General features: G+C 39.3%; 8 protein-coding genes. 5 read left to right on the plus strand and 3 right to left on the minus strand.

Annotated elements, in window-relative coordinates:
* Positions 1-82 precede the first annotated feature (82 nt).
* From AC1DNH_RS16975 to AC1DNH_RS16995, 5 genes are all read left to right on the plus strand, one after another.
* Positions 83-3,103: an amidohydrolase family protein gene (locus AC1DNH_RS16975; RefSeq protein WP_477578522.1), complete on the plus strand. Its 3,021-nt coding sequence runs from the start codon at positions 83-85 to the stop codon at positions 3,101-3,103.
* A 1-nt stretch (position 3,104) separates the two neighbouring features.
* Positions 3,105-4,415, plus strand: a complete 1,311-nt coding sequence (locus AC1DNH_RS16980) for an amidohydrolase family protein (protein WP_477578521.1) — start codon at positions 3,105-3,107, stop codon at positions 4,413-4,415.
* A gap of 498 nt (positions 4,416-4,913) precedes the next feature.
* Entirely contained in the window at positions 4,914-8,114 is a 3,201-nt protein-coding gene (locus AC1DNH_RS16985; RefSeq protein ID WP_477578519.1) for a TonB-dependent receptor, read from the plus strand.
* 102 nt (positions 8,115-8,216) lie between these two features.
* A complete protein-coding gene (locus tag AC1DNH_RS16990; RefSeq protein ID WP_477578517.1) occupies positions 8,217-9,968 on the plus strand; it encodes an ABC transporter ATP-binding protein in 1,752 nt (583 codons plus the stop codon).
* 18 nt (positions 9,969-9,986) lie between these two features.
* Positions 9,987-10,202 carry a PLDc N-terminal domain-containing protein gene (locus AC1DNH_RS16995; protein WP_477578515.1) on the plus strand — a complete coding sequence of 72 codons (216 nt, stop codon included), beginning with the start codon at positions 9,987-9,989 and terminating at the stop codon, positions 10,200-10,202.
* Between the two features lie 392 nt (positions 10,203-10,594).
* Here AC1DNH_RS16995 and AC1DNH_RS17000 read toward each other — a convergent pair whose 3' ends face one another.
* The 3 genes from AC1DNH_RS17000 to AC1DNH_RS17010 all read right to left on the minus strand — a co-directional run bounded on the left by AC1DNH_RS17000 (position 10,595) and on the right by AC1DNH_RS17010 (position 17,361).
* On the minus strand, positions 10,595-11,917 hold the full coding sequence (locus tag AC1DNH_RS17000) for an MFS transporter (protein ID WP_477578513.1): 1,323 nt from the start codon (positions 11,915-11,917) through the stop codon (positions 10,595-10,597).
* A gap of 178 nt (positions 11,918-12,095) precedes the next feature.
* Positions 12,096-13,970 carry a RagB/SusD family nutrient uptake outer membrane protein gene (locus tag AC1DNH_RS17005; protein WP_477578511.1) on the minus strand — a complete coding sequence of 625 codons (1,875 nt, stop codon included), beginning with the start codon at positions 13,968-13,970 and terminating at the stop codon, positions 12,096-12,098.
* Between the two features lie 118 nt (positions 13,971-14,088).
* On the minus strand, positions 14,089-17,361 hold the full coding sequence (locus tag AC1DNH_RS17010; protein WP_477608353.1) for a SusC/RagA family TonB-linked outer membrane protein: 3,273 nt from the start codon (positions 17,359-17,361) through the stop codon (positions 14,089-14,091).
* Between the last annotated feature and the right edge of the window lie 401 nt (positions 17,362-17,762).

The raw sequence follows: 17,762 nt of genomic DNA on the forward strand, positions 1-17,762 counted from the left end.
CATTAATTGTAAAAAATAGGATATTCAACAGATTGAACGCTTATTTATATTAGTTTTAAACAAAAAAAACACTAAACTTATTATGAAGAAAATTTTACTTGCCATCGGGCTGGTATTTTCTACTACAATTCTGTTTGCACAGCAAACTTCCTTTCCCGTTAACGGTTCTTTCGATACCCGACCTGGAATGTTTGCCTTCACCAACGCAACAATAGTAGTTAATGCCAACCAGACTCTAACAAATGCCACACTTTTAATCAAAGGACAAACCATACAGGGTATTGGTGCTGGTTTAGCCGTACCTAAAGGCTACGTGGTAATCGACCTTAAAGGAAAATTTGTTTACCCCTCCCTAATTGATGCCTTTACCAGTTATGGCCTTAGCGAAACACCTGCACAACAGCGCGGTTTCGGCGGTCAACGTCAGTCTATTTTCGTTTCTACCAAAAAAGGTGCTTATGGCTGGAACGAATCAATCAGGCCAGAAACTTATGTAAAAAGCATATTTTCTACCGACAGCAAAAAAGCAGATGAATTACGTAAGGTAGGCTTTGGTAGTGTAAATGTAATTAACCGCGATGGTATTGCCCGCGGCGTTTCTGCTGCTGTAACTTTAAACGAGGGCGCAGATAACAGCGTATTCTTAAAAGATCAAACCGCAGCAAATTATTCGTTTAACAAAGGAACTTCATCAAACGATTACCCAACTTCGTTAATGGGTTCCATTGCTTTATTGCGTCAAACCTATTATGATGCACAATGGTATGGCAAACAAAAAGATGAGTTTAACATTTCTTTGGACGAATTTGGGAAACAACAGTCCATGCCACAGCTATTTGAGGTAGATGGATGGCAGAACATCCTGCGTGCCGATAAAATCGGAAAAGAATTTGGCAAGAAATACATCATTAAATCTACAGGTGATGAATACCAACGCATAAACGAGGTTAAAGCTACCGGAGCTAGTTTAATTATCCCCTTAACTTTCCCTAAAGCTTACGATGTGGAAGATCCTGCAGAAGCCAGAAACCTGACATTATCACAAATGAAGGGCTGGGAACTGGCACCAACCAACCCGGCAAGTTTAGAAAAAGCGGGAATTAAATTTGCACTAACTGCATTTGGCTTAGAAAACAGCCGCGATTTTTGGGCAAATATCCGCACGGCAATAGAAAACGGCTTAACCGAAAAACAAGCTTTACAATCGGTTACCGAAATCCCTGCTTCACTTTTGGGCATCAGCGATAAAGTGGGTTCCCTGGAAAAAGGAAAAGTAGCCAATTTTTTAATCTCATCTGATAACCTGTTCAAAAACGGAAACATTATTTTCGAAAACTGGGTACAGGGCAAACGTTTCATTGTTAACAAAATGGATGTGAGCGATGTACGCGGCACTTATAATTTAAACGTTGATGGTATTGGTGCTTTAATCCTAAAAATTACCGGAACAGGTGGCGGATCGACAGCCGCTATTGAAAGAACCGGTGTAGATAGTGTTAAAACCACAGCAACCTTTACCAGAAATGGCGATTGGGTAAGCATCAATTTCAACCTAAAGAAAAATCCTAAGGGTGATGTCCGGTTAAGCGGTTACATTACCTCGGCAAATCCCATTACCATCAAAGGCGAATCGGCTCTGGCTGATGGCAATACGGGAAAATTTACAGCAACTTATAAAGAAGCCGCAAAAGAAACACCTAAAAAAGAAGAGCTAAAAAGCACTTTGGCCATGGGGCCGGTAATTTATCCCTTCTCTGCCTTCGGAAGCCCTGAACTGCCTAAACAAGAAACGGTTTTAATTAAAAACGGTACCGTTTGGACGAATGAAAAAGACGGAATCCTCCAAAATGCCGATGTACTTTTAGAAAACGGAAAAATTAAAGCGGTTGGCAAAAACCTTTCGGCAAGCGGCGCAAAAGTGATCGATGCTACCGGTAAACACGTAACCGCTGGCATTATTGATGAGCACTCGCACATTGCAGGAGCAGGTGGTATTAACGAAGGTGCACAATCGGTTTCTGCCGAAGTACGCGTTGCCGATATCCTCAACTCAGAAGACGTAAACATTTACCGCCAGTTGGCCGGTGGTGTAACCACTTCACAAATTTTGCATGGGTCAGCCAATCCAATCGGTGGCCAATCGCAATTGATTAAACTGCGCTGGGGTAAATCGCCAGAGGAATTGAAATTTGCAGGTGCCGATGGCTTCATTAAATTTGCTTTGGGCGAAAACGTGAAACAAAGTAATTTCGGTACAGGTGCCCGTTTCCCGGTTACACGTATGGGTGTTGAGCAAACTTTTGTGGATGAGTTTACCCGTGCAAAAGAATATGAAAAAGCTTTATCAGTGAAAGGTAACAGCGTACGTAAAGATCTAGAATTAGATGCTATTGTTGAGATTTTGAACAACAAACGTTTCATTACCTGCCACTCTTATGTGCAGAGCGAGATCAATATGTTAATTCATGTGGCTGATAGCTTAGGATTCAAGATCAATACCTTTACGCACATTTTAGAAGGTTACAAAGTAGCCGATAAAATGAAAGCGCACGGCATTGCAGGTTCTACCTTCTCCGATTGGTGGGCTTATAAAAACGAAGTGGCCGAAGCCATCCCTTACAATGGAAAAATTATGCATAATGTTGGTGTAACTACGGCTTTCAATTCTGATGATGCCGAAATGGCCCGTCACTTAAACCAGGAAGCAGGAAAATCAGTTTTATACGGTAACGTTCCTGAAGAAGATGCTTTTAAGTTTGTAACCTTAAACCCGGCAAAAATGCTTCACATTGATGATAAGGTGGGCAGTTTAAAAGCAGGTAAAGATGCCGATGTGGTGATCTGGACCGCCAATCCGCTTTCTATCTATGCCAGGGCAGAAAAAACTTTTGTAGATGGTGTTCCTTATTGGGATATAGAGAAAGATGCGTTGGTAATTAAAACACAACAAGCAGAGAAAGCACGCTTGATCCAAAAGATGTTAGAGAGCAAAAGCAAAGGTAGCCGTACACAACGCCCATTGGGTGATGCACCACGCCTGTACAATTGCGAAACTTTAGAAAACTATTCAGCAGAATTAACCGAGAAAGAACATGCACACTAACATGAAAACATATTTATTCAGTCTGGCTTTATCGGCAACAAGCCTAATGTGTTTTGCACAGGCAAACCTATCGCCAGCTAAAAAACAAAGCAAAACCATTGCCATTACAGGTGCAACCGTGCATATTGGCAATGGAACAGTGATCGAAAACGGCACCATCCTTTTTGGCAACGGAAAAATTATCTCGGTTACCGCCAACGGACAGGTTCCACAGGATGATGTAATGCGCATTGTGGCTACAGGTAAACATATTTACCCAGGCATTATTGCCGCAACCACCAACCTGGGTTTAACCGAAATTGAAGCCGTAAAAGCAACATTGGATTTTCAGGAAATCGGCGATTTCAACTCGCACATCCGTTCTATTGTGGCTTACAATACCGACTCGAAAGTTCCGGCTACCTTGCGTAGCAATGGCGTGTTAATGGCTCAACCAACACCACAAGGCGGTACAGTTTCGGGCAGTTCATCAGTTGTTCAGCTCGATGCCTGGAACTGGGAAGATGCAGCACTTAAAACCGACGATGCCATGCACATGACCTGGCCAGTTACGCCACGTTTCAGAGGTGGTTTTGGTGCTTTCGGCAGACCGCAACAATCGCCAGAAAGCTTAGCAGAAAGAACGCAGGCTGCCATTGTGCAGCTAATATCCTTCTTTGCCGAGGCAAAAGCCTATTCGGAAATGGGCAAACCAGAAGTAATTAATACCCGATTCGAAGCGATGAAAAAAGTATTCGCTGGTAACGAAAAATTATTCATCGCGGCCGATAGTCAGAAGGATATTGTAGCAGCCGTTAATTTCGCTAAGAAATTTGGCATCACGCCAGTAATCACCGGTGCAGACGAAGCTTACCTGATCATCGATTTCCTGAAAGATAACAACATAACCTTGGTGGTGAAACAGCCTCATGCTTTACCCAACAACAATGACGACGATGTAAATATGCCTTACAAAAATGCTGCAATATTGGCTAATGCAGGCTTAAATGTGGTATTGAGTATTGATGGTTACTGGCAACAGCGCAACCTACCTTTTATGGCCGGTACGGTTACGGCTTGGGGCTTGGACAAAGAAAAAGCTTTATCAACCATTACCTTAAACGCTGCAAAAGCGATGGGCATTGATAAAACCACGGGCAGTATCGAAACTGGCAAAGATGCTACTTTCTTTATCTCTGCCGGTGATGCTTTAGATATGCGTACCAACAAAGTGGAGCAGGCTTTTATTCAGGGTAGGGATATTAATCTTGATAATCTACACAAACAGTTGGATAAAAAGTTCAGTGATAAATATATTGCTGAGAAGAAATAAGTTAACACCAGTTTAAGACAAACGGCCGATATTGATTTATCGGCCGTTTTTTGTTTTAATAGATTACTTTATTTGTAGATCATTAAAAAAATTTAGGTTAGTTATCTGTTTTTACCATTTAAGGAATGTAAGGACATATAAACTTAAATGCTCTTATATGTCTTAAATGGTTGATCGAAAATGCTGGTGTACGTGTTTGGTGACTATTGCACTTGCAGTGGCAAAAATGTAGTTTGCAATTAGATGCTTAAAAAAAGATGGTAACATTTCCTTAACACTACCGCCTAATATCAATTTATCTAAAACATTTTATCTTAACATCAGCACTAAAAACTACCAAGGACTAAACCTATTATTAATATTAAATCAGGATTCAATTAACAGCACATTAACATCTTTGTCATCATAAAAAATCAGAACTAATCATAATGAAATCTGCCTGAACAGCAAAAAAACAGGCTCAGGCAAGCTTTATAACCGTTAAAAAAACAAATGATGATGAAAAATTTACTTATTGCAGTGTTGTTCCTGTTTTGCCTTGTCCAGAACCGGGCATTTGCACAAACAACCCAGGCATCAATTTCGGGTGTAATCACCGATCAACAAAAGAAACCTACTCCTGGAGTTTCGGTGCAGATCAGAAACAATTCAACAGGTTTCACTACTAAAACATCTACCAACGCTCAGGGCGAGTATACTTTTAAAGAGCTTCCATTGGGTGGCCCTTATTCGGTAAAAGCCATTTATGTAGGTTTTGGCGAGCAGATCAGAAATGGCTATATGTTAAACCTTGGCGATGTGGTTAGGGTAAACGTTGCCATGCAGGAAGCTTCGCAGGATTTAGACGCGGTACAGGTCGTGGCTTCGGGTTTGAGGAACAAAGTTCAAAACTTTGGCGCTTCTACAGAAATTTCGGCCAAAACAATGAACCAATTACCCGTAAACGGGCGTAATTTTTCTAACTTAATGGATTTATCTCCTTTAAGCCGTGGTGGAAATATTTCGGGGCAGTTAGGTTCTTCTACAAATTATACCATTGATGGAATGAATGCTAAAAACCCAACATCAGCCGGTAGTACGACGAGTCGTAGTGGTGCGCCATATTCAATTTCTATTGAGGCGGTTCGCGAGTTTAAGGTAGTAACCAATCAATATGATGTTACTTTAGGCAGAGCAGGTGGAGGTACCGTAACTGCTGTAACTAAATCTGGTACAAACACAGTAAGTGGAAGCGCCTTTGGTTATGGCCGTGCAGATTGGTTAGCCAGCCGTTACGATATTAGAGGTGTAAAGCGCGACAATGATTTCTCTACTTATCAATATGGTTTTACTTTAGGTGGCCCGATTATCAAGGATAAATTACACTACTTCGTTGGTTTAGATCATCAGAAAGATGCTCGCCCATTAATTATTGCCGATGTTAATGGGCCCGCTGATGAAGCACGTTTCAGAATCACCAATAGTACTTTAGCACAGTTTTTAGATGTTGCCCGTACTAAATATGGCGTAGCAAATACACCTCAATATGGTTCCTTCGACAAAAAGCGCGGCTCGGATGCTGCATTTGCCCGTATAGATTGGCAAATTAATGACAGAAATTTATTAACCATTCGTGATAATTACACAAACGATAGAAATCCGTTAGGTTTAGCAGATAACACCGCGATAAATTTCTACGAAAGTTATGGTAACGATAAAAATGTCGACAATAATTTATTGGCCACTTTACGTTCAACCATAAGCAGCAAAATCACTAACGAATTAAAAATACAACATTTATATACTTTCCAGGCGAGTACCCAAAATGACGAATTAACAAGTGCCATTCCAAGAGCAATTGTAGGAAATATAAAATCTGACCTTGCTGATGGCACCAAGGGTATCTCTACTGCAATACAAATTGGTGGCCACCGTTTCGGACAAGAAGGTTTTACCAATAATGTTTTCCAACTGGTAGATAATTTTTATTATAATACCGATAAGGTTAAATATACATTTGGTGTTGATGTGATGTATACCAATGCAAAATCTCTTTATGGTAGTGAAGTGAATGGCCGTTTCGAATACTCAACTTCTCAGATTCAAGATCCTGCTTTTCCAAATGACCCTACAAAAAAGATCGAAGTTCCAGCGATTACAAACTTTAATAACCTTGCTCCAAACAGATTTTATCGTGAAGTACCTTTGGTTGCAGACCCAACTGTTAAAGCCGGCATTTGGAACGCCGCTATTTACGGCCAAATGCAGACTAAATTGGCAAAAGGTTTAGATTTTATAGGTGGTTTACGCATTGATTACAGCACTTATCCAAAATCGCCACTAAATCAGCAACTATTTGATGCTATTGGTGTGAGAACAGACCATGAGTTAAAACAATTTTTAATTCAGCCAAGAATTCAATTTAACTGGGATATTAATGAAAACCGAACAGACTTTGTTCGTTTCGGAGCAGGCATTTTCGGTTCGGATGTGAACAATTATGTGACCATTAATAACTTAACCTTTGATGGTAAACATTTAGCAACAGTTGATGTTTTCGGCGCAAATGTACCAACACCAAACTTTATAGGTTATAGAAATGGTACTGTTGCTACACCTTCATTAAGTGCTTTACAGGTACCAACTATCAATACTTATGCAGAAGATGCAAAAATTCCAGTGGTTTATAAAGCCAACTTATCATACAGTAAATTAATCACCGATAAATTTAAGGTTGGGATTACGGGTTACGCAACATTAGGACGTAACAACTACATGTATGTTGACAAAAATATGGCGGCAAATCCATTCTTTACCCTTCCTAACGAAGGTAACCGTGGTGTATTTGTACCAACGTCAAGTATAACAGCGAGTAATGGTGTTGCCGATTGGAAAGGCGGTCGTTTAACTAATCAGTTTGGCCGTGTGTTAGAATTAAATAGTAAAGGTAAAGTAAATCAATTCGCTATAGTTATAGATGCGACCTGGAATTATTTCAAAGATGGAGAAATCTCTGCAAGTTATACTTATAACGACACAAAAGATAATACCTCATATAATGGCAACGTAGCAAACTCCGCTACTTTATCTCTGCCTGTTAAAGATGATCCAAGAGATTTGAGCAAAATGTCTTATTCAGATAATCAGTTCCGTAATAAGATTGTTATTTATGGAACGTCGCCAAGTTTTTATGGCTTTAGATTAGGCGTTCGTTACTCTGGTATTGGTGGAACACGATATAGCTTATTGGCTGGCGGCAATATTAATGGAGATTTTGTGGCTACAAATGATTTAGCTTTTGTATTCGATAGAAACAATCAAAATATTGCTGCAAATATCCGAACAGGCTTACAGACATTATTGGATAATCCAGATGCAAGCCAAAGTTTAAAAGATTATATTAATAAATATTCTGGTCAGATAGCAGAGCGAAATGGCGGCGTAAATGACTTTTTTGGTATTGTTGATTTAAAATTAAGCTATCAACTACAATTAAATAAAAAGCACAGTATTGAATTCTCTGGAGATGTGTTTAATTTTGCAAACCTACTTAACAAAAAATGGGGTGTAAATGAAACTTTGGGCAACCAGGCTTTATATGCTGTTAGCGCATTCGATGCTACAAACAAAGCTTATACTTATCGTGTAAATAACACAGGTATTGTTACACCATCAGGTAACCCTTGGCAGATACAAATTGGTTTACGTTACGGATTTTAACAACCGTTTAGCTAAGTTTCTTAGCTTAAAGTCATAAAAAAAGGGAATGGATTTTTATCCGTTCCCTTTTTTTATGTTTGCATTAACAAACGGCAAAACTTAATGGGATTATTACTTAACTACCTGAAAAACCACAAGTGGATTGTGGCCTTAGCGTTATTGCTAGCAGGCATAAATATTGGTTTTTCACTTTTAGATCCATACATCACCGGTCGGATTTTAGACCGTTTTATCAATAAAAAAGATTCGTTAACGTACAACCAATACCTCTGGGGCTCCTTGGGTTTAATCGGGCTGGCTATTGGCGCAGCCATGGTTTCGCGTATCGCTAAAAACTTTCAGGATTATTTCACCAGTGTGATTGTTCAAAAAGTTGGTGCGAAAATGTATGCCGACGGCTTACAGCACTCTTTAAAATTGCCTTATCAGGTTTTCGAAGATCAACGTAGCGGAGAAACCCTGGGTATTTTACAAAAAGTACGTTTAGATTCGGAGAAGTTTATCACCGCCTTTATCAGTATCCTTTTTGTTAGTTTAATCGGGATGATTTTCGTCATCGTTTATTCGGTTTCGGTAAGCTACAAAGTTACCCTGGTTTATTTTTCTGCTATCCCGATCATCAGTTTTGTAAGCTGGTTTTTAAGCCGCAAAATCAAAACCATTCAACGCTCTATCGTTGGCGAAACCACAGCTTTGGCAGGTTCTACAACCGAATCATTAAGAAATATCGAATTGGTTAAAAGTTTAGGTTTGGCCGATCAGGAAATTGATCGATTGAATAAAACCACCTACAAAATTCTAGGTTTAGAGCTTAAAAAAGTGAAATATGTACGCAGTATGAGTTTCGTTCAGGGCACTACCGTAAACCTGGTTCGAAGTACGATGGTACTGGTGCTGCTTTTGCTTATTTTCGATAATACGATTTCAGCCGGGCAGTATTTTTCATTCCTTTTTTACTCGTTCTTCCTTTTCGGACCGCTACAAGAACTGGGCAATGTGATTTTAACCTGGCGTGAGGCTGAAGTTTCGTTAGGTAACTTTAAAAAGATTTTAAGTACACCGATTGATAAAAAACCTGAGAATCCAACTTCTATAGCAAAAATTAAGGATTTAACCTTTAACAATGTGGGTTTCAAACACCTAACAGCCAATAGAAATGCCTTAGATAATATTTCGTTTAAAACCCATCACGGGCAAACCATTGCATTTGTTGGTCCATCGGGTTCTGGAAAAAGCACACTGGTAAAACTATTGGTGGGTTTATATCCGGCAAAAGATGGTGAGATTTTATACAATGGTATCCCAAGTAACGATATCGATCTTGATGCCTTACGCGAGAAAATCGGTTTCGTAACGCAAGACACGCAATTGTTCTCGGGTACAATAAGAGAAAACCTGCTATTTGTTAACCCTAATGCTACGGATGAAGAATGTTATAAAGTTTTAAACCAGGCTGCTTGTCAGACACTTTTAGCCCGTGCCGATAAAGGTTTAGATTCGTTAATTGGCGAAGGTGGTGTTAAGGTTTCGGGCGGAGAGAAACAACGTTTATCAATTGCGAGGGCATTGCTCCGTCAGCCAGATATTTTGGTTTTTGATGAGGCTACTTCTTCTCTGGATTCGATTACAGAAGAAGAAATTACCAAAACCATCCGTTCGGTATCTGATCTAACCGATCACATTACCATTTTGATTGCCCACCGTTTATCGACCATAAAACATGCTGATAAAATTTATGTATTAGAGAAAGGCCAAATTATTGAGCAAGGACGGCATGAAGAACTAATTGCACAAAATGGTTTATATCAGGCTATGTGGCGCCAACAAATTGGCGAAAGAGTTGTTGAAGCTTAGGAACAAAAAGAATTTGTCATGTTACTAGCTCAAATAGAAAGCAACCAGATCGCAATTATCATTATCATAGCGGCCATATTATGGCTGGCCTTAATATTAACGGCATTGTATCATATATCGAGAAACAACAGCATCGGTTTCTCGGTAAAGGTGCTTTGGTTTATCATTATCCTGCTTGCTCCCTTTTTAGGTTCCATTATTTATCTAATCTGGGGCAAGAACAAGAAGTTTTAATTTACAATGGTCCGTATCCTCACGGACCATTTTTGTTTTTAACCACCAAGAAACAAAGGCACAATGTTTTTCTTGCATGAGGGATAGCAGTGGAAATCCTTTTTTGATTTTTCTTCAAAAAAGATTGTAACGGATAGCCCGACCCTTGCGCAGCCTGGGGCATGCCCAGATTATTTGCAACAAACTCGGCATAATGATGTTTAAAAACCGCTATCTAACAACCTTATTTTTTATAGCATAATAACTACCGTGAGTAATTAAATTTCAGAGTTGTCAACTTTCCAGCAAAAGGCTATTAAAGTTGGCAACTCTACACAGGGAATCGTCATCCTGAATTTATTTCAGGATCCACTTAGCATGAAAATCCGTATACCGAAATGTTTAGGCAGCAACTAAACAACTTTAGTTGTCTGTTCATTAATATCCTGCAAACTCAGTTTCGTTAAAGATTTCGTCTTTAGCCATGTAATTCCAGCAATTGCCAATGTCATCGTTCCTCCAAAAACTACCGATGGGATGGTACGCATCAACTTTGCGGTAAGACCCGATTCGAAAGCTCCGATTTCGTTTGACGACCCAATAAACATGCTGTTTACTGCCGATACACGTCCGCGCATTTCGTCGGGTGTTAACAATTGCATAATGGTTGATCTGATGATTACACTTACGCTATCAAAAGAGCCTTCTAAAAAGAGAAAGAAGAGCGTTAAGTAGAAATTTTTAGATAAACTCCAGCAGATGATGCTTAAGCCAAAACCGGTTACGGCGATCAATAAATTTCGCCATGGTTTGTTCATCGGCGAAAAACGCGTCATAGCAAGCATCGTAAAAACAGATCCTGCAGAAACAGCGGCCCGCATAAAGCCTAAACCCTCGGGTCCAACTTTTAATATATCATTTGCAAACACGGGCAATATGGCTACCGCACCACCAAAAAACACCGAAAACAGATCCAAACTCATTGCCCAAACCATCATTTTGGTTTTAAACACAAAATTTATTCCTTTAAGCAAACTCTCTTTAATATTTTCTTTGGGCACAAACTGCGGAGGGTGTACTTTTAAAAAGAAAATACAGATAAGGGCTATAAATACAAAAGAAATAATTACGATATAAGTTATGGTAATACCGAAGAAACCATAAGTTATTCCTCCTATTGCCGGCCCTAAAATAGAAGCCATCTGCCAGCTCGAACTGCTCCAGGTACTTGCATTTGGATAAAGGTTTTTTGGTAAAATCTGAGCCATTAAAGAGAATGTAGCCGGGCCGAAAAACCCTCTTGATATCCCCATCCCAAATACGAGTACATACATAATTAAGGCAATTAGATTAACCTTAAAATTAAACAGGGTAAAAATAATATCGAACTGCCCAAGGTTAAACTGCGGTAATGTTACCAGCAGCATAATGAGGGTACAAAGAAATACGCCTCCAAATACTTTGAGCAATAAGCCCCTTTTTTCGCTCTTATCTGCAACATAACCTCCGTATAATGCAATCCCTATAGCAGGAATAGCCTCACACAGGCCTACAAACCCTAAGGCCAATGGATCTTTTGTTACATGATAAATATAAATCCCAAGCACTACTGCCTGCATTTGATAGGCAAATGTGAAGAAAAAACGCATGCCTAAATAAGAGCGGAACTCCCTAAAGCGCAATGCGGCGTAAGGATCTGGTTTTGTAATAACCGAATTGAGGTCTGAATCTGTCACAGAAAAAAGTTTATTTGCAAAACTACGCTTTGAAAATTAAATACGGGAATGGCCAAAGGCTTAAGCTTACCTGTTTTTTCTATTGAAAAGTAAAAATATCCGATCGACCAGCTCCAAATATTATTGCATAAAAAACCCGATGAATAATATTATCCATCGGGTATCTAGATTGGTTAGCTTAGTAACCGGGGTTTTGTTCTAGTAAATTATTTTTGTTTACTTCATCTCGACTAAATGGCCTGAAATAAAGTTTATTGTCCCAACTTCTGTTTTCTTGTGCATTTTCTACAACTGGACTATAAGTATAATCATATACAGTAGGGTCATAATGGTAAGGGGCAGACATCGTTTTACCTGGTTTAAATTTACCCGTAACTTTGATGTAAGTAACCTTTCTGCCTAGTGTTTCGCCAGCAATTAACCATCTGCGCGTATCGTGATAACGTTGTTCTTCATAGGCCATTTCTATACGGCGCTCATGGCGGTAAACCTCTCTAAGGCCAGCCTGATCTGTTGCTGTAACCGCAGGCATACCCGCCCTGAAACGAATTTTATTCAACCAGTTTGTGGCATTACTCAATTCGCCAAGCTCAATACTCGCTTCGATATAATTAAATACCGCTTCGGTATATCTAAAGAAAGGCCAAGGCACATTTTGCGACATCGAGGCATCTACAATAGTTGGATCTGGATCGATAAATTTATGGTAGTAATAACCTGTCCAGCTGCCGTTCCAGTTTTCGATAGAACTTGCGCGTGTATCTAAACCTCTAAAGTCAATTCTCGTATTGTTATCCATTAAATCGTATACTCCAGTTTGGATTTGACTGGCAGGATCGACATTACCAGATGCTTTATCGCGGGGTTTCCAACCTGCACCATCATATAAAACTGTAGCGTAAAACCGTGGATCTCTATTTACATAAGGATTTGCTTTCTGTACCGGATCGTTCCAACTAAACTTTGTCCCATCCATCATTTCATAATCATCAACCAATAACCCAATTGGCGTATTTCCAGCCCAGTTATGGTAACCGTTCGGGCCATTTTGCTGTGCATGTTTGATATTGCTTTGGATGATAAAATAGCGGGCAAAAATAAGTTCAGATGCAGCTGATGCATCAATATTTGGTGCCTTGCTTGCTCCACCCATAGCTATACTTTTATAATTTAACCGGCCATCTGTTAGCGCAGCAGGGGCAGAAAGATTTAATTTATAACCAGTACCTAAATCCATAACGGCTTTGGCAGCAGTTTGGGCTAATTTATAACGGTCTGCTTGATTTCCACTCGCATAGCTTAAGAAATCTAATTTTTGCGCAGCTATTCCTGTAATTTTTGCATTAAGTTTCGCTCTGTCATGCAAGTCGCTTGCCGCATAAGTCAGCACTCTAGATTTTAATGCCAGCGCAGCAAGTGCAGTAGTGCGGCCTTTATCGAGTGTTTTACCTGTTAACAGCTTATTGGCTTCATCGCAATCTTTAATAATAAAATTCACACATTCTTCGTAAGTGTTGCGTTTTAATTTAAAATCATCAGTTAAAGCGTAGGTTTTGGTAATGATAGGTACGGCTCCATAATAACGCAATAACTGCTGATAAAAGTAAGCACGTAAGAAATAAGCCTCTCCCAGTAACTGATCTTTTAACGATTGGCTGGAAAGTCCATTATCGCCACCAACAATCCTTTCTACAGTGGTGTTACAAGCCCTGATGCGGTTATACATCTGTTTATAAGCCCAGGTATCATCTACCCAGCCTAATGTAGATGGGTTAATGGTTGCATTGTTGATCAGGTCGATTCCCCTTGTTGGGTGGGTAAACATCGCTTCATCCGAAACAGAAGCCAGCATTTGCTCAGAAAAACCGCCATTCCCCAATCCGTTATAGATATCGTTTACAAAAGCCTGTGCAAGTGCAGGGTCTTTCCAAACCAGCTCCGAAGATATTTTATCGGGCGGGTTTACATCCATAAAATCTTTCTTACAAGAAGCTGCAAGAAAAGTTATAAAAACCAATATATATAGATTTATATTTTTGTTTGTTGCTTTCATATTTTTCATCCTTTAAATTTATTTTCAACTGCGATGAAGCTATCATGATTTAAATATTCAATATGTGATTTTAAAAATGATGATGGTTTCATTATAGTTAATAAACTGTTATACATTTTTAAAAAGCGGCCTTAATTCCCATGTTGATTACCCTTGCCTGAGGATAGTACTGACCACTTGTATTGGTTGATTCAGGATCCCATATCTTGATTTTATCAAGCGTTGCCAAATTGAGGCCGTTTGCATAAACCCGTACACTGTTTAATCCAATTTTTTCAACCCATGTGGTTGGCAATGTATAACCCAACTCGACATTTTTTAGCCTGATGTAATTGTTGCTGCGCAGCCAATAGGTATTATTTAAGGCATTATTACTATCGGTATAATAAGTAGCGCCCCTGTTTGATAAACGTGGGTTTACTGAACTCGGATTCTCGATACTCCAGCGATTTTGATACGACCATTCTAAGAAATTACCTATATCCCCAGATTCGGTTATCCCTACGATTTGCATCCCCCCTGTGGCCCCCTGGATAAGTACAGAAAGGTCGAATCCTTTATATTGCAAATTCAAGTTTAGCCCTCCGGTGAAGGTTGGTGTTCCGTTTTTGTCTAAACGTATTTTATCATCCGCATTGATTTTACCATCATTATTAGTGTCTTTAAATTTCATGTCGCCAGGGCGAAGATTGCCGGTAAGTGCACTATAATTAAGCGTATTGGCATTAACTTCTGCCTGATCTTTAAAAACACCATCATAATCGTATACCAACCACGAGCTAGTTACCCTACCAGTAGAACGTTGCCACTCTGGGGCACCCGGTGTCTCATCCCAAAATATGATTTTATTTTTAGCATAACCACCATTTACACTCACGCCATAATTCCAATCACCTACGTGGTCGTTATAACTTAATTTAAATTCGAAACCTTTGTTATTTACTTTACCCAAGTTAACAGGCGGTAAACGGTCTGTAATCCCTGAACTTTCTGGAACCGAACTTCCTCTGCTGATCAGGATATTTGTACGTTTATTGTAGAAATAATCGAACTCAAGAGAGAGTTTGTTTTTCAAAAAGGATGCATCCAAACCAATGTTCGTATTGTTAGCAACTTCCCATCCGAAATCTAAATTAGGCACCTTGCCTTCGGTCAATGATTTTGTAATCAAATCATTAAAAACATAACTTCCAAAATTCATTAAGCTGAGGTACTGGTACTCTTGCAAGGCATCTCCAAAGTAGGCTTCAGCACCCATTTGTCCCCAAGAAGCTCTCAATTTTAGATTATCCACAAACCTAACATTGTCTTTAAAAAAGGGTTCTTCAGATAAGCGCCATCCCACCGATACGCCAGGGAAGAAACCAAAACGTCTGGCAGTTGGAAAAATATAAGAACCATCTACACGCCAAAGAAATTCGGCCAGGTATTTTTCTTTATAATTATAGCCTGCGCGTCCGAAATAACTTAATCGTGCACGGTTGAATAAATTGTTCGGGTCGCCAGGATTATTACCTAACGACTGCTCTTTCTCATCACCTGCCAATAATTGCTCAATTGCCGATGACAAGAAATATCTTCTGAATGCAGTAAAACCATCATTCGTTATTTTCTCGCGGGTTACACCAGCCATTAATCCTATAGTATGATCGCCGATTTTTTTATCATAATTGATCATACCCGTTAAGTTTACAGCCAATTGGCCGCCAGCTGTTTCTCTAAGTCTTGGATCGGTATATTGAGATCTTATTGTACCTGTTAATACAGGCGTTACTCCATCCGCTTGAAAAGTCTTCTTGTCCCAATCGTAAAGTGTCCATGGTAATTGCCAGTTTTTTTGCCTTCCAGAATATTTATCTATGGCTGCAGTACCGGTTACTTTTAATCCTTCTACACCTGGGATTTTAATTTCAACTTTACCTGTTGTTTGAAAGTAATCTCTGATATCTTTATTGTACCCTGTTAAATCAGTAGTAGAAACCACTGGATTATAACCATATTCAATATCTCTACCCGGCAAACCGTTAGGCCATATGGCTATTTCATTAGGACGTCCTCTCATTAAAAATCTAAATATATCGCCCGCACTAACCGTCGGAAAATTGCGGTTTTCCTCTCTCGCAGTTACACCCAACGTCGTGGTAATATATTTACTTACTTTTGCTTCCAGGTTAAAACGCATATCGTATTGCTGATAGCCAGTAGCAGAATTCTTATAGTATGCATCTTGATCAAGATAGCCGAGTGAAACCAGATATTTCACATTTTCACTGCCACCATTAATCTGAACATTATGTCTTTGTTGAGGCGACCAATTTTGAAAAACAGTTTTAAACCAATCAGTATTGGGATACCTTAAAGGATCTGAGCCGTCGCCGAATTTCCGGATTTCATCTGGTTTGTAAGCAGCATTAATCGTTTTACCGCCGGTAGATAAATAAGTACCTGTTGTTTTGAAACTATTCCACGCTGCCGACCATTCATTCGGATTAAGATCAGAGCCGAAAATATTCAGTTCATTTAAAATCTCAGCATACTGAGTGGAATTGGCCATTTTAGGTGTGCGTGTAGGCTGTTGTAGGCCATAACTAAAATCGTAAGAAAATTGTGGTTTCCCCGATTTTCCTAATTTGGTAGTGATGAGGATTACTCCATTTGCAGCCTGCGAGCCATAAATAGCTGCAGATGCATCCTTTAGCACCGATACACTTTCTATATCGTTCGGATTTAACCTTTCGATCCCACCTGCGCGGTTRGGTATTCCATCGATTACAATTAAGGCATTATTATTACCAAGCGAATTTATACCGCGAATCCGGATCGTCGAGCCGTCGTATCCAGGCTCCCCGCTTCCTTGTAGTGCCGTAACGCCAGGTAAACGACCAGCCAATGAATTGGTTAAGTTTACTGAAGATGATTTAGCCAATTCTGTACCTTTAACCGATGCTACAGCACCAGATACAACTGCCTTTTTTTGGGTTCCATACCCTACCACTACTACTTCGGATAAGTTTTGGTTGTTTTCTAGCAAACGGACATTAATATTGGTTTGGTTTTTTACCTGAATCTCTTGATCTACATAACCTACATAGGTAAATACTAAAGTAGCATCTTCGGGTACTTTTATGCTAAATTTTCCGGAAGCATCTGTTACGGTAGTTGCAGCAGCTCCTTTTAATTTAACACTTACTCCAGGAATCGGACCTTTAGCATCGGTAACCTGTCCCTTCACAATAATATCCTCAAGCGGAGGTCTGTAAAAATCAAAGGGTTCTTTTTCGTGCAATGATGCTTTAGCAGACATGCTGGTAAACGGGGAAAAAACAAGACAACCACCGCAAACAAGAAACATGCTACTTCTGGCAAAAGTCTTCCATAGATTTTTTTTCATAGTTTTCAATTTATTTTGGTTAGATAATAATTGTATTATAATTTAATACTCATAAGTAATATCGAACTGTCATTACACAAATCAATTATACATGACTTATCGACATAATTGCTTACACCACTTAACATCAAAAAAATTAAGGCTCCCTTCTAATTATGCCAATAAATCATTGTCAACCATATCAAATCGGCTTTAATTAGTTCAAAATTCATTTTTTGAATTAAAAATCACAAGGTACGATGTACCTAATTTTGGACTTGCCGACGCTACAGTTCACATTTGGTTACACGCAAGATAGAAATATTAGGAGGTAAAAAAAAGGGGGTAAAATAATATTTATAAGGGGCTGATTAGTAAAAAAATAATTTCAAACTACACAAAGTAGCACTAATAATACAGCA

This window comes from Pedobacter sp. 01N310 (genome assembly GCF_056399805.1).

Coding starts and splice junctions, on each gene's coding strand:
- AC1DNH_RS16975 (WP_477578522.1), top strand. CDS start 83: ATGAAGAAAATTTTACTTGCCATCGGGCTGGTATTTTCTACTACAATT.
- AC1DNH_RS16980 (WP_477578521.1), top strand. CDS start 3,105: ATGAAAACATATTTATTCAGTCTGGCTTTATCGGCAACAAGCCTAATG.
- AC1DNH_RS16985 (WP_477578519.1), top strand. CDS start 4,914: ATGAAAAATTTACTTATTGCAGTGTTGTTCCTGTTTTGCCTTGTCCAG.
- AC1DNH_RS16990 (WP_477578517.1), top strand. CDS start 8,217: ATGGGATTATTACTTAACTACCTGAAAAACCACAAGTGGATTGTGGCC.
- AC1DNH_RS16995 (WP_477578515.1), top strand. CDS start 9,987: ATGTTACTAGCTCAAATAGAAAGCAACCAGATCGCAATTATCATTATC.
- AC1DNH_RS17005 (WP_477578511.1), bottom strand. CDS start 13,970: ATGAAAGCAACAAACAAAAATATAAATCTATATATATTGGTTTTTATA.